The sequence below is a fragment of the Bacillus sp. 2175 genome (assembly GCF_057812155.1).
In genome coordinates, this window is the sequence record NZ_CM173819.1 from 2,121,610 (window position 1) to 2,135,873 (window position 14,264).

17 protein-coding genes are annotated in these 14,264 nt (G+C 32.1%); 11 read left to right on the forward strand and 6 right to left on the reverse strand.

The window, feature by feature from the left end; translation table 11 throughout:
* Positions 1 to 58: 58 nt before the first annotated feature.
* Complete coding sequence (locus ACXKY9_RS11270; protein WP_003284231.1) at positions 59 to 1,012, reverse strand: nucleoside hydrolase; 954 nt, start codon at positions 1,010 to 1,012, stop codon at positions 59 to 61.
* Positions 1,013 to 1,033: 21 nt separating this feature from the next.
* Entirely contained in the window at positions 1,034 to 1,636 is a 603-nt protein-coding gene (locus ACXKY9_RS11275; protein ID WP_001001044.1) for a DUF2441 domain-containing protein, read from the reverse strand.
* Between the two features lie 206 nt (positions 1,637 to 1,842).
* Between ACXKY9_RS11275 and ACXKY9_RS11280 the strand changes: the two genes are divergently transcribed.
* The 4 genes from ACXKY9_RS11280 to ACXKY9_RS11295 all read left to right on the forward strand — a co-directional run bounded on the left by ACXKY9_RS11280 (position 1,843) and on the right by ACXKY9_RS11295 (position 4,131).
* Positions 1,843 to 2,328 (forward strand): DUF2798 domain-containing protein, encoded by a 486-nt coding sequence (locus ACXKY9_RS11280; protein WP_001143394.1) that lies wholly within the window; start codon positions 1,843 to 1,845, stop codon positions 2,326 to 2,328.
* Positions 2,329 to 2,504: 176 nt separating this feature from the next.
* A complete protein-coding gene (locus tag ACXKY9_RS11285) occupies positions 2,505 to 2,930 on the forward strand; it encodes a DMT family transporter (RefSeq protein WP_000676018.1) in 426 nt (141 codons plus the stop codon).
* An 18-nt stretch (positions 2,931 to 2,948) separates the two neighbouring features.
* Entirely contained in the window at positions 2,949 to 3,644 is a 696-nt protein-coding gene (locus ACXKY9_RS11290; RefSeq protein WP_000390194.1) for a Crp/Fnr family transcriptional regulator, read from the forward strand.
* 16 nt (positions 3,645 to 3,660) lie between these two features.
* Positions 3,661 to 4,131, forward strand: coding sequence for a DMT family transporter (locus ACXKY9_RS11295; RefSeq protein WP_000579021.1), 471 nt, complete (start codon positions 3,661 to 3,663; stop codon positions 4,129 to 4,131).
* Positions 4,132 to 4,540: 409 nt separating this feature from the next.
* On the opposite strand, the gene ACXKY9_RS11300 is transcribed toward ACXKY9_RS11295, so the two are convergent.
* Complete coding sequence (locus ACXKY9_RS11300; protein WP_001040747.1) at positions 4,541 to 5,362, reverse strand: class I SAM-dependent methyltransferase; 822 nt, start codon at positions 5,360 to 5,362, stop codon at positions 4,541 to 4,543.
* Between the two features lie 33 nt (positions 5,363 to 5,395).
* Complete coding sequence (locus tag ACXKY9_RS11305; protein ID WP_001072998.1) at positions 5,396 to 5,836, reverse strand: MarR family winged helix-turn-helix transcriptional regulator; 441 nt, start codon at positions 5,834 to 5,836, stop codon at positions 5,396 to 5,398.
* A gap of 545 nt (positions 5,837 to 6,381) precedes the next feature.
* Between ACXKY9_RS11305 and ACXKY9_RS11310 the strand changes: the two genes are divergently transcribed.
* Together ACXKY9_RS11310 and ACXKY9_RS11315 are read left to right on the forward strand one after the other, a co-directional pair.
* Positions 6,382 to 6,789: a GNAT family N-acetyltransferase gene (locus ACXKY9_RS11310; RefSeq protein WP_000431735.1), complete on the forward strand. Its 408-nt coding sequence runs from the start codon at positions 6,382 to 6,384 to the stop codon at positions 6,787 to 6,789.
* Positions 6,790 to 6,905: 116 nt separating this feature from the next.
* Positions 6,906 to 7,559 carry an MBL fold metallo-hydrolase gene (locus ACXKY9_RS11315; RefSeq protein ID WP_000401504.1) on the forward strand — a complete coding sequence of 218 codons (654 nt, stop codon included), beginning with the start codon at positions 6,906 to 6,908 and terminating at the stop codon, positions 7,557 to 7,559.
* Between the two features lie 122 nt (positions 7,560 to 7,681).
* On the opposite strand, the gene ACXKY9_RS11320 is transcribed toward ACXKY9_RS11315, so the two are convergent.
* Complete coding sequence (locus tag ACXKY9_RS11320) at positions 7,682 to 8,305, reverse strand: TetR/AcrR family transcriptional regulator (RefSeq protein ID WP_000436025.1); 624 nt, start codon at positions 8,303 to 8,305, stop codon at positions 7,682 to 7,684.
* Positions 8,306 to 8,426: 121 nt separating this feature from the next.
* On the opposite strand from ACXKY9_RS11320, the gene ACXKY9_RS11325 reads away from it, so the two are divergent.
* Entirely contained in the window at positions 8,427 to 10,658 is a 2,232-nt protein-coding gene (locus ACXKY9_RS11325; protein WP_000716542.1) for an MMPL family transporter, read from the forward strand.
* A 47-nt stretch (positions 10,659 to 10,705) separates the two neighbouring features.
* Here ACXKY9_RS11325 and ACXKY9_RS11330 read toward each other — a convergent pair whose 3' ends face one another.
* Positions 10,706 to 10,888, reverse strand: coding sequence for a DUF4021 domain-containing protein (locus ACXKY9_RS11330; RefSeq protein WP_001060657.1), 183 nt, complete (start codon positions 10,886 to 10,888; stop codon positions 10,706 to 10,708).
* Between the two features lie 199 nt (positions 10,889 to 11,087).
* On the opposite strand from ACXKY9_RS11330, the gene catA reads away from it, so the two are divergent.
* The 4 genes from catA (at position 11,088) to ACXKY9_RS11350 (ending at position 14,245) form a co-directional block, all read left to right on the forward strand.
* Positions 11,088 to 11,738, forward strand: a complete 651-nt coding sequence (gene catA / locus ACXKY9_RS11335; protein WP_000668535.1) for a type A chloramphenicol O-acetyltransferase — start codon at positions 11,088 to 11,090, stop codon at positions 11,736 to 11,738.
* 329 nt (positions 11,739 to 12,067) lie between these two features.
* Positions 12,068 to 12,592: a GNAT family N-acetyltransferase gene (locus ACXKY9_RS11340; RefSeq protein ID WP_000673961.1), complete on the forward strand. Its 525-nt coding sequence runs from the start codon at positions 12,068 to 12,070 to the stop codon at positions 12,590 to 12,592.
* Positions 12,593 to 12,628: 36 nt separating this feature from the next.
* Positions 12,629 to 13,573 (forward strand): GNAT family N-acetyltransferase, encoded by a 945-nt coding sequence (locus ACXKY9_RS11345; RefSeq protein WP_002061342.1) that lies wholly within the window; start codon positions 12,629 to 12,631, stop codon positions 13,571 to 13,573.
* Between the two features lie 159 nt (positions 13,574 to 13,732).
* On the forward strand, positions 13,733 to 14,245 hold the full coding sequence (locus ACXKY9_RS11350; protein ID WP_000512617.1) for a GNAT family N-acetyltransferase: 513 nt from the start codon (positions 13,733 to 13,735) through the stop codon (positions 14,243 to 14,245).
* Positions 14,246 to 14,264 lie beyond the last annotated feature (19 nt).

The following is a 14,264-nucleotide window of genomic DNA, read 5'->3' on the forward strand; positions in this document are numbered from 1 at the left end:
CATGTTATATTAATTAAAGTATATCATTCTTAATAAATTTTTTCGTGTTATTGAGGTTTTAAGTAGCAGCTTTCTTTGCTAATTCAGTAATATATTCAAAGAAAACATCATGTTTTACATCATAAACGACATTTACAGGTCGTCCATCAGTAGTTTCTTCTGTACGTCCTTGGCTTGGTCCGTATGTATGAACGATACTATTAATCGTTTCAGTTTTTGCAAGGCTAGTGTTTCCGACAAAAGCGGTAGTTAGTACATCCCATAAATAGTAAGTAGAGTTCGTTGAGAAGTGAACGAGAGGAGGGACCATTGCATAGCATTGACCAAGGAAATCCATACCAATATACTTTCGCTCTTTTGCCCACTGTTCACGTATGTTTATAGTTAACGGAACTTGGTTTGTACTTTCTAGTGTCACTAAGTCGATTTTAATTTTTGCATCCCATACACGAGCTACTGCTTCAGGATCCCAAAACGAATTCCACTCAGCTGTTCCATCATGCTCTGGTTCATGTACATTGCCAGCTTTAAGAAATGTACCACCCATCCAAACGAGGCGTTCAATTTTATCTTCGATTATGGGAGCTTCATATAATGCACGAGCAAGGTCAGTTAGGGGCCCAGTAAATAATAAAGTTGTTTTTCCTTCCGTTTGTAGAAGCGTTTCTATTAAATGATGATGCGCGGGTTTTGCCACCACGGGTGTTACAACTTTTCCAGACTCATTTAAAATTGGTAGAGCATCTACATAAAATGCATGCATCCGCCAGTCTTTCGGAAACGGGTTTTGCCCGCGAGAGTTTGAAGCGGCTACGGCAATATTACCTTTGCCGAAGCGATCGATAATTTTACGACTGGCAGACATTGCGGGTTCTAAATAGCAGTCTGCTGGGATAACAGATACCCCCGTAAGTTCAATGTTTTCCATTTGAAGTAATAAAAATAATGAAATTAAATCATCTACGCCGCCATCATGATTGAAGTACACTTTTTTCTTCATTGTAATCTCCATCCTATATGATTTAGTTAGAAATTAAATATGAATTGAGGAAAAGTCATCAATAATTTCCACCACTTCAATTTCTCCATTAATCAGTAGCTCAGGAAGATCATTTCTAATATTTCCTTTCCAATACTCTCTAGCTTGTTCGATTTTTTGAGAAAAAGGAATTCCATCTTCTTTCGGTAAAAGATTCCCGTCACCTTCAAAAGAATTTCCAATCACTCGTAGTTTAACAATCTGTAAAACTTCTCGATTGTAAGAATCAAATAATGTTTTCCATTTTAAAGCATCTTCATAGCTTTTTGAAGCGTATAAACAAGATAACCTGGAAGGGTATTCAGGGAATTCTTGTAGTCTAACCATTTCTACAATTGTTTCTCTAACTGCTCTAATTGTTTGATCCATATAACTCATAACTACTTTAGTATTTTCATTATTTATATGTAATTCGTTATTTTTATAGTGTTTATTTAAAATTTGTATGCCATCTTCACCACTAGCATTTAATTGTTCTCTTTCAAAAAAGAAGTGATATAGAGTATTGTGTTGATTTTTGTTAAAAAGAATGATTTGTCCGATATGCATTTTTTTCCTTGTTACGATGTGATATGCGTAAAATTCTGCTTCATTCATGGTTATCCTCCTAGTAATAGTGTAATGCAATGTTAAATTTAGTAATTCAACATTGCGATATATATAACCTCTATAAGTAAAAGTGAGAATTTGAGTAGAAAGGAAAAAATGAAAACGTTTTAAATTTGTTCACAAAATGTTCACTTACGAAGAGGTTTCCAATGTCGATATAATGACAAAGACTCAAAGAGAAAGGATGATGAAATTTGCCAACAACAAGAAAGGAAAAACTCCAATTTGGCATGATGATGTGCCTTGGGATGGTTATCGTAATGACGTTTTACAATTTACTAATGAATGAAACAGGAGGACCAATTTATATTAAAGAGATTGCATTAGAACTATTAATTGGCTTTATTATTGCACTATTAATTGAAATATGTATCGTTGGACCTTGTGCGAAAAAAATTGTATTCATATTGCCATTTGATAAATCTAAAAAAATAAATATTATCGTTGCAATGGCGACAACTATGGTAATTGGAATGGTGTTCTTTATGTCATTTTTCGGTATGGCTATGATGTATTTACATGGTGGACTACAAGGAGATTCATTTGTTTCCATTTATTTTTCGATTTTTATTAAAAATTTCATAATGGCATATCCATTACAATTAATTATTATGGGACCGCTTGTACGTTTCTTATTTACAAAGTTTGTTATGAAAAAGAAATATTTTAATGTAGCGTAATTTAAATTTATAAAACTTTATATATAAATAATAAACATAAACACACCCCGCATTTTTGAGGTGTGTTTTTTTGTTCATTCCAAGTTGTTTTCATAGTGATGTGACATTTGTCCTTTTGCCATTATAGGATGATGGTTTTTAATTAAGTCAGAAATAAAGGATGAGGAGATGATTTTTTGAAAGGTATTATATTTGCTGTTTTTGCGGGGATATTTATAACACTTCAAGGAACCTTTAATGCGAAACTTAGTTCACATATCGGTATATGGTCGACGAGTATTATAACCCATTTAATTGGATTCATTATTGTAACAACTGTATTTTTGTTAAAGAAAGAAGAGAAAATAACGAATTTAAAGAGTGTGAAAAAAATATATTTAGCAGCGGGTGCATTTGGTGGATTCATTATTTGTGCAGAAACTATGGCGATATATGCACTAGGAGTTACATTGACAGCTGGCACACTTATGGTTGCTCAATTGTTAACGGCAACAGTTATTGAAATGAAAGGACTATTTCATATAAAAAAGATACAGATGGAGAGATATCATATTGTGGGAACAATAATAATGATTATAGGTATTGTTGTATTTAATATGTAAATGAAAGGAGAAATGAATATGGAGGATAGATCAGGTTTAATTACGCATTATTTGAAAACCAATAAAACGCTCGAGATTTTTTCAGAAATAGATACAGCTTATTTTCAATTAAATCACTTTGAAAAAGGCGAGCTTATTTGCAATATAGATGACGAAATGGATCGTTTATATTTTGTTGTTAAAGGTAAAGTAAAAGTTTACACGATTACACCTGAAGGGAAGAAACTAATCCTTCGCTTTATCAATCCATTGGCCATTGTTGGTGATATTGAATTAATTCAAAATAGCAAAGCACATAATATCGTTGAGGCTTGTTCAGATGTTGTAGCAATCTCTATTTCTAATACGGTTATTAGAAACAAGTTATTACATGATCCTATATTTATGAAGTTCTTGCTTGAAAACATTGCGAACACGTTAAAAATATCGACTCGTTTTACTGCTCTTAATTTACTTTATCCTGTAGAAGTACGTGTAGCTAGTTATTTGCTTTCAATTTCAACAGATAGTAACGGGAATATGTATAAAGGGGATTTGGATGCAACTTCAGTAACGAGTATTGCAGATTTTATAGGGGTAAGTTATAGGCACGTAATTCGGGTATTACAAAGATTTTATAATGAAAAACTAATTAAAAAGAGTAATGGAGTTATTGTAATTAAAGATTTTTCTAGAATGAAGGAAGTCGCTAAAGATAATATATATGAGCAATGAAAGGGAGAGGAAGATTTTGATTGGATTTAGTTTAGCTATATTAGCAGGAATATTAATTAGCGTACAATCTGTTTTTAATGCAAAAGTAAATGAAAATGTAGGACAGTGGTTAATAACTACATGTGTCCTTGGGATAGGTCTCATTAGCTCTATTCTATTTTATATCATTACAGAAAACAGTATTAGCATTAAAGTGTATACTGCAAATTATTTGTTTTATGTAAGTGGACTGTTTGGTATCGGGTTAATTATTTGTATAATGGGTGCAATAAAGAGTCTAGGTCCAGCATATACGGTGCTAATTAGTCTTATTACTCAATTGGTTGTTGCGTTATGCATTGATACATTTGGATTATTTGGAATGGAGAGCATTCCATTACAAATAAATAAATTAGTTGGTATAGGTTTATTAATTGTGGGAGTAGGAATTTTTAAAAATCTATTTTTGAATAAGAAAGCTATTCATATAAATGAGGATAGTGTCTAAAGGATATAAAGGGGAAAAGTGTGAATGGTCAGAACTTATACATTTAGATAGTAATAAGTGAGCGATGAGGAGAGAGGATAAATGAATCAGTTAATGTTGCAAGATGGTGTACATGATTTGGAAATCGGTGAGATTCAACATTTTAGCTCCTACGTAAAGTGCATGCAAGATTTTATCCCGCTATTTGTCGGGCAGTAAGACCCCTACCTCAAAATTCAGCGAAAGCAAAGAAGTTAGGTGGGGTTCGGGCTGCCGTAAAAGCTCGATTGGTGAGGGCTAATAATCAGTGGGGGATGAGCAAAGCCCCCACTGATTAAATTTTCACTTCACAATTATGTTTCTGCCTTTGATTTTATTGAAATTAACATTTATAACCTAAGTATAAATGTATTGAGCTCTTCTTTACTTATTATTTTTTGAACCGTAAATGAACAAACTTCAACATTTTTATTAAGTTTACAATTCTCATCATTATACGCGTACTACCGTCCCAATCTTTATTTGTAGGTATATCTTTAAAGAAAGGGGAGCAGCTTAATACTTTTATTGTAGAGGACCATTTTTCTATTAATTTTGGATTGTTTACGTAAAAATACATCATAGCACCATTATTACCGGATTTCTTTACAGTAGCATTCGAAAGATTCAGTGCGAACTTTGATTCAGCGTCAAAATATAATTCTCCTCCAGGGAAACGTTTTGACATAGCGACTACGATCTTTTTTAAATCTTCTTCTTTAAAGTAATAAAACACACCTGCTGATATAAAAAGAATACCGTCGTTTGAATTATATTTTATATCGTCAAACCAAGAAGTATCAAATAGTGATTTAGCAATGCTAATATTTCTAGGCGTATCTTCAATTAAAGTTTTGCGAAAAGAGATTGCATCGGGCAAATCAAGGTTGTACCAATGTATTGTACCGTTATCGATTCTTGAAAAAGTAGTGTCTAGTCCGGAACCGATGTTTACAATAGTAGCATTCGGGTGTTTTATTATAAATTGTTTTATCGTATCGTCAATTTTTCGTGCACGGGTAATGTATGTGATACATCCGTATTCGCCAAATATATTTGCTATTGTTGAGAAGTCAAAATTACATTCTTTAATAATTCGAATAGCCTCTATATCATCTAAAATATCCTTATTTTTCTCACTGCCATATGCTCTTCCCCATAAGGGAATAAGCATCGTACCTTGCACGGATTGTAAATCTAATTCTTTAGCCATGAAACATCCTCCGTTTAGTAATAAACAATATATTTAGTCGTTATTTAACATTTTTGAGAGCATTGTATTTGTTTTATATAGTCCATAAGTTAAATCCCGCCTATCTTCTTCAGATAACTTTTCGAGGTTTACTGTGAAATTATTATATATTTGTTTCCATCTCTCATAATGTACTTTTTCAGCTTTTTCTGTCAGAGAGATTAATATAGCTCTTTTGTCTACCATATCTTTCTTTTTTATGATGTATCCGTTTTGTTCTAAGTTACGTACTGTTACACTTAATTGTTGTTTAGGGATGTTTAAATAACTAGCAATCATTTTTAAATTTACAGGCACCTTTTGCTGGGCGATATACTCTACTACATGTTGTTCTAAATGTGTAAATTCTGAGGATTTCTCCGATAGTAATTTAAAAGTACCTGACATATTTAATAATAAATTCATGTATTCGTTTAATAATTCGTTTTGGTTCATTGTTTTTGATTCCTTTATGAGTTTAGTTATTATTTTATTACTAAATTCAATATAAATCAATTAAAATTACTCTTTATAGTAAATGAATGTTTACTAATAACTGTTTTTTGAATTTATGTGGACTGAATTATGAGGATGCGAGAAGTGGTTTTAGGGAACGAGAATATAACCGAATATAAAATATTACTAAACGTATATAACTAATGAATACAATGTCTTTTTCAGTTATTAAGTTGTAAATCATTTTATGATAAAATCTTTTACATAATTTAATAAAGGGGTAGTATTTAATGGGTTATTTCTCAAATGGTTTATTAGTTTTGTTTGTGCTTATCGTATGTAGTTGTATAATTTTTGGTTGATAATATAATGAGAGTCTTATATAAAAGAAGTTATCTTAAGTGAGATAACTTCTTTTTATTTTATATTGAGAAGGAATTCTATCTTTCTTATTGAAGTTTGTTCTAGTTATTTTTACATCGATCAGATTTGTGTAAAGGGAATTTTATGAAATATAAACAAGCTAGAGAATAGGGAGTGTTTACATGGAAAATAGTATACGCTACACAAGTGAACACCCTACAGATTTTAATGGATTATTATCCTTATACGAATCTTTAGGATGGAATTCTCTTAAATTAACGGTTAACGAGTTAGAACGAATGTGTAAGCAAAGTTGGTATGCAATTTATGTTTTTGATGATAAGAGGTTAGTAGGGATGGGGCGTGTCATATCAGATGGAGTCATAACAGGCATTATTTGTGGAGTTGGTGTATTGCCAAAATATCAGTCTAGTGGCATCGGAAAAGAAATAGTGAAACGATTAATCCAGCACTGTGAACAAAACAAGGTTATTCCACAACTTATGTGTGTAGAAAAATTGCAATCTTACTATGAATCTATAGGGTTTGAAGCATTCTCTATTGGGATGACAAAACATATTATAAGATAGAGGTGCTTTATCCTGCTATTTGTCGGGTAGTAAAACCCCACGGATTAAAGTTTCACTTTATATTTTCAGTTTACTTGTACATATTTTCAAACTTCAACATAAAGGAGAATGGCTGTATGGAGATTGCTAAAGGAGTAGAAATGTTACAACTTGAATTTCAAGAATTTGTTATTCATCCAATTCTTTTATGGAATGATGAAATGGCAGTATTAATAGATACGGGTTTCCCAGGACAAATTGAAGATATACAAGTAAAGATGGAAAAGGTTGGGGTATCATTTGATAAGTTAAAAGTCGTGATTTTGACGCATCAGGATATTGATCATATAGGTAGTCTGCCAGAATTGTTGCAGCGCTGTCGAAGTAATATTAAAGTTTATGCGCACGAACTAGATAAGCCATATATCGAGGGGGATTTACCTTTATTGAAGGACGGAAATGTAGAGAACCGCCCAAAAGGAAAAGTGAGTGATACTGTGATTGACGGGCAAGAACTTCCGTATTGTGGTGGAATACTAATTCTTCATACTCCAGGGCATACTCCGGGTCATATTAGTTTATATTTGAAACAAAGCAAAATTCTTATTGCAGGAGACTCTATGTATAGTGTGAATGGGATGTTAGGAGGAATTCACGCCCCAACAACTATAAATATTAAGGAAGCAAAGCAGTCTTTGAAGAAGTATTTAAATTTACATATTGAATCTGTAGTTTGTTACCATGGGGGATTAAGTAAGGAGAATATAAATGTTCAACTTCAAAATTTGTAAAGTTAAAATGGAGTTTTTTGTTAAGTGACGTTGAAGTATAATCTGATTATTAGTATATAAATAAATTATAAAAGAGCATGTTTGAAAAAATTAAATATGCTCTTTTATTAAAGTAAATCAGTTTAATATGAATGACCTAACCCATTCCAATAAAAAGAAACGATTTCTTGTGCTAATTCATCTATATTTGCCAGAATAGGATTGTGATTTTCATCTTTAAAATTCCCAATTGATAATAAAGATACGAAAGCATGAGCCGCAAATTTAGCGTTTCCTTTCGGAATTTCTCCGATGTGCATCGCATTATCGAGTGCTTTTTCTAGTACTTCATACATATTATCTTCAGCATTTTTTAATTGTTTCAATTGTTCTTCAGATAACGACAGTTTTGCATCTTTCATAAAATTTTTCATATCAATATCCATCGTTGCGTGTAAGTAAACTTTAGCGAAGTCTAATAATCTTTCTTCTAAAGTTTTGTTTGTAGAGAGTATTTGAGACATATTCTCACGTATACGTACCATCATTTCGATCATAGTAGCGGTAAATAAATCGGCTTTTGTTGAATAGTAATAGTAGACAGTTGCTTTCGTAACACCACAAACTTTTGCAACCTCATCCATAGAAACGACTTGATAATTTTGTGTAAGAAATAAGCGGGTTGCTACTTCTAAAATGGTTTCTTTTGTAGATTTTGTATTTTTATTTTGACGCGGCCTTCCGAGAGGACGTTGTTTTTGTTCCAAATACATTCGCTCCTGACATTTATGATTGAGATAATTATAACATAATTTTCAATCATTCTTGATTAATTAACCGACCAGTATATATAATTAATAATGGAGGAAAAAAGGAAGGTGGGTTTTTATGAAAAAGCACCCGTTACATATGTTAGGGAGGCTTGTAGCAGGGAAAAATATGCAATGGATCACTTTATCGGTGTGGGTTCTTATTACATTATTACTTTCATTTACGTTACCACAAGTAAACAGTACGAAAGAACCGAATCCAAAAAATTTACCTGAAACAGCTATGTCACAGCAAGCGGAAGCGCTTATGAAAAAAGAGTTTCCGAATAATGCAGGGAATCCGTTGTTAGTAGTATGGTATAGAGATGGTGGATTACAGTCACAGGATTATAAACTCATACAAGACGTTTATAAAGAGTTAAAAGCTAGTCCTTTAAAAGAACAATCAACGTTACCGCCATTTGATACAATTCCAGAGCAAGTATTATCAAAAAGTGCATCAAAAGATGGTACATCATTTGTTACACCAGTATTCTTTAATAAATCTGCTGGTACGGATATATTAAAAGGAAATCTGGAAGAGTTTAGAAAAATAGTGAATAGTAAGGTGGATGAAGATCCATTTAAACAAAAAATAAGTGAATCTGGTTTACATGTTCGATTATCTGGGCCTGTAGGTATTCAAACGGATGCAGTTAGTTTATTTAGTCAAGCAGATGTGAAATTGTTAGTGGCTACTGTATTATTAGTCTTGGTCCTATTAATTTTGCTTTACCGTTCGCCAATTTTAGCAATTTTACCTATACTTGTTGTTGGCTTTGCATACGGTATCATTAGTCCTACACTCGGTTTTTTAGCTGATCACGGATGGATTAAAGTAGATGCCCAAGCGATATCAATTATGACAGTATTATTGTTTGGTGCTGGAACGGACTATTGTCTATTTTTAATTTCGAGATATAGAGAGTACTTGTTAGAAGAAGAAAGTAAATATAAAGCATTACAACTTGCGATTAAAGCTTCTGGCGGTGCAATAATAATGAGTGCGTTAACTGTTGTACTTGGATTAGGGACATTATTACTTGCTCATTATGGTGCCTTTCATCGATTTGCAGTACCATTTAGTGTTGCTGTATTTATAATGGGAATCGCGGCTTTAACGATTTTACCAGCACTATTATTAATTTTCGGTAGGATTGCATTTTTCCCGTTTATACCGAGAACAACTTCAATGAATGAGGAGTTTGCAAGAAAGAAAAAGAGGGCTGTAAAAGTTGAAAAATCAAAAGGCTCCTTTAGTAAAAAACTTGGAGATGTAGTAGTACGAAGACCGTGGACAATAATTATGCTAACTGTGTTTGTATTAGGTGGATTGGCTTCGTTCGTACCACGTATTCAATACACATATGACTTATTAGAATCGTTTCCAAAGGATATGCCTTCTCGTGAAGGGTTTACGTTAATTAGTGATCATTTCTCAGCTGGTGAACTAGCACCAGTAAAAGTGGTTGTTGATACGAAAGGAAAAGAGCTTCCTATTAAACAAGAACTAGAGAAATTTTCTTTCATAAATACAGTGAAAGAGCCAAAAGAGGGAAAAGAAAATAAGCAAATACAAATGTATGAAGTTTCTTTAGCGGAAAATCCATACTCAATTGAAGCGTTAGATCAAATTCCTAAATTGAAAAGTAATGTAGAAAAAGTATTAAAAGATGCTGGGATTAGTAATGCTGAAGAGCAATTGTGGATTGGTGGAGAAACAGCTTCATTATATGATACAAAGCAAATTACTGAACGTGATGAATCAGTAATTATTCCAGTAATGATTAGCATTATCGCTTTACTATTACTTGTCTACTTACGATCGGTTGTTGCGATGATTTATTTAATTGTAACTGTCGTTTTATCATTCTTCTCAGCGTTAGGAGCAGGATGGATATTGCTTCATTACGGTATGGGAGCGCCGGCCATTCAAGGTGCGATACCGTTGTACGCATTCGTATTTTTAGTTGCTTTAGGTGAAGATTATAATATCTTTATGGTTTCAGAAATATGGAAAAACAGAAAGACACAAAATCACTTGGATGCAGTAAAAAATGGTGTAATACAAACAGGTAGTGTTATTACATCGGCAGGTTTAATTTTAGCAGGAACTTTTGCAGTGTTAGGTACACTTCCAATTCAAGTATTAGTTCAATTTGGTATTGTAACTGCAATTGGCGTATTACTAGATACGTTTATCGTAAGACCGTTACTTGTACCCGCAATTACAGTTGTGTTAGGCCGATTTGCTTTTTGGCCAGGTAAACTTTCAAGAAAGAGTGAAGAAATACAAAAGGTGGATGCATAGTTAAAAAAGCCAAGGGTATTTTCCTTGGCTTTTTTCAATGTAGTTAATTAATTTTTTGAAGTCAAATCATCAGCTGCAGCGTGATCAGCATCTTCAATTGTTGTTTCGGGCATTCCGTATAAGCCGTTCATTGCTTGTTCTTCAATAGTAAGGTTTGCAGTATTATTATTTTGAATAGATGTAGTATTTTCAGTAACATTTTCTTTTTTATTCATATTTTTGTTATTCATGTATGTATCCTCCAAATTTCATTTGATTTATCTATAGTATGTGGATGGATTTCAAGAAATATGTGAATTGATTCTTACATATGTTATATAATTAAATAAATAATTAGGGTGAAATGTAAACTGTTAGGAGTGAACAATTATGGTGAAGCAAGGGAAATAGCCTTCTAAAATAAAAAGAAAATTTTAGGAGGCTATTAGAATGAAGTTTCATGTAATTGATAGAGAAGATTGGAATAGAGAGCAGTATTTTGAGCATTATTTAAAGTTGAAATGTACATTTAGTATGACTGTTAATGTTGATATCACGATGTTATTAGAGAAAGTATATCAAAAGGGAATAAAATTTTATCCCGTTTTTATATATTTAATTTCTAGAGTAGTAAATAATCATAAAAAATTTCGAACATGTTTTAACGATGAAGGAGTTTTAGGCTATTGGGAGGAAATGATACCGAGTTATACAATCTTTCATAAAGATGATAAGTCTTTTTCAAGTATATGGACGGATTATTCAAGTGATTTCCGCACTTTCTATAAAAATTATGAAGACGATATGAGATGCTATGCTAGTGTTCATGGTCTTTTCACGAAAGAAAATATTCCTCCTAATGTATTTCCGATTTCTAGCATACCTTGGACTAGTTTTACTGGATTTAATCTTAATATTAATAATGATGAAAATTTTCTATTGCCAATTATAACTTGTGGGAAATATTTTAACGAAGGAAATAAGGTTATGCTACCAGTTTCATTGCAAGTACATCATTCGGTTTGTGATGGATATGATGCGAGTCAATTTATAGAAGATTTACAGCAGTTAAGTAACACTTGCAACGATTGGCTTAAGTAATATCTAATTTTTAATTATATAAAGTGAAACTTTAATCAGTGGGGTGTCAGCCCCCGCTGATTATTAGCCCGACCCCCACCTAACTTCTTTGCTTTCGCTGAATTTTGAGATGGGGGTCTTACTGCCCGGCAAATAGCGGAATAAAATTGAAAATGAATAAAAGAAGAGACCATGTTGATATTACATGGTCTCTTCTTTTATTCATTAATACTAAGTAATTGTGGAAAATATAGGATGATTTGTAGTTTAATAGTAAAGAGAGTGATTAGTATTAATTTTCTTTGTTTTTAAAATTTTAAGTATGTAAATGTTTAACAGGGGGGAATAAAGTGAAATTCGTAAGCATTGAAAAAGATGAAATCTTAATTGAGGATATGGCAAAATTGTATTGTAAAGTATTTGAGAAAATAAATTTCAATGAAATGATCGAGCGAATGAATAGGCATATAGAATATACAGGTTTTAAAGGTATAGTAGCAATAAATGATGAAAATGAAGTAGTTGGCTTTACTTATGGTTATCGCTCAATCGAGGGACAGTACTATAATCAATTAATGAGAGAAGCGTTACATCTAGAGCAAGTAGACGAATGGTTGCAAGATTGTTTTGAATTTGTAGAGTTAGCAGTTCACCCACAATATCAAAATAAAGGTCTTGGAACGAAATTACATAATGAATTACTAGAAGGGCTTTCAAATAGAACGAGTGTTTTAACAACACAAATAAACAATGAAAAAGCACGTTCGTTATATGAAAGATTAGATTGGGTAAATGTTTTAGAGCCATTTCATCCAAGTAAAAATGATGTTCCATATGTAATAATGGGAAAAGTATTAAAAATAAAAGTGAATTGATAATTATGGCATTCACAAAATGGTTGGTTTGTAATAATGAAGGGGAAAACGAAAATGACGAGAATATCTATAGAAAAAGCTACAATTTTAGATGCTGAGAAATTAACAGAAATAATGAAAAGAACATTTGATGCAGAAGCAAAACAATGGCTATACGGCCAAGATGATGTCATTGATTATAACATTCAACCGCCAGGGTACTCTTCAGTTGAAATGATGGAATATTCCATTGAAGAATTGGATTCTTTCAAAGTTGTAATGGATAAAGAAATAATTGGAGGGATAATAGTTACGATTTCTGGTAAGTCGTACGGTCGAATTGATCGTATTTTTGTAGATCCTGTTTATCAAGGAAAAGGAATTGGATCACATGTTATGAAATTAATAGAAAAGGAATATCCAAACATAAAGATTTGGGATCTCGAAACATCTAGTAGACAAATTAATAATCATCACTTTTATAAAAAGATGGGCTACCAAATGATTTTTGAATCGGAAGATGAGTATTGTTACGTGAAAAGAATAAAAACAAGCTCAAACAAAGAGAGTGTAGTTACAAATAAAGATATGAAAAATAGTCAATACGAAAACTGTAATTTAGCGAATACAGGGTATTATCAAGTGAATTTAAAAAACAGTTCATTTGTTGGTAGCAATATAATAAATATGAATATGAGTAATTGTAATGTAAGTCAATCAAAGTTTAGAAATATAAATTTTAGATGGTCATCATATGCAGATTTAAATCTTTCTGGCAGTAAATTTAATTTGGTGACTTTAGGTGGAGTGCAATTTAAAAATACAAGTCTCGGAGATGAGAAGGAACCTATTGTATTCGATAAATGTGATTTGGAAGGCAGCACTATAAGTAATAGTAATCTGAAAAATATTGAAATAGAAAATTGTAATATAGTCGGCATGAAACTAAATGGTATTCCAATTGAAAATTTGCTTAATTTATATAACGAGGCGAAAAGTTAACCAAATCCATATAGTTGTTAATCTTTTTGGAAATTAAGTATTATATCGAAATAATTATGTAAAAATGACATAAAGAAATACGAGTGAGAAGGTCATTCATACACGTTTCTAGAATTACACACAAACAAATATATTGTTATTTATATGGAGGAGAGAAAGATGGGGATCAACGTTAGAGCAGTAGAAATACAAGATGCTAGAGCAATTCATCGTATATGTATACAGGATGACGTTTTACCGTATATGGTTTTCTTACCTAGCATGCGTGTAGAAGCTATGGAAAATAGAATTCGAAATTTAGCACCAAATCAATTTGAATTTGTTGCAGAATATGATGGAGAAGTTGTTGGATTTGTAGGTTTAACACAAAGTCCGGGCCGAAGATCTCATTCAGGCGATTTATTCATTGGGGTAGACAGTGAATATCATAATAAAGGAATTGGGAAAGCACTTCTTATGAAGATGCTTGATCTGGCTGATAATTGGTTAATGTTAGAGAGAGTAGAACTAGGTGTGTTAGAAACGAATCCAAAAGCAAAAGCTTTATATGAAAAATTTGGATTTGTAGAAGAGGGAGTAAAGATAGGGAATTTGAAAGCTCACGGAAAATTTATTAATGAAATTATGATGAGTCGTTTTAGACCGAATGGTTTAATTGTACATAATGAATAGTTAAAAGCATGACAGTATA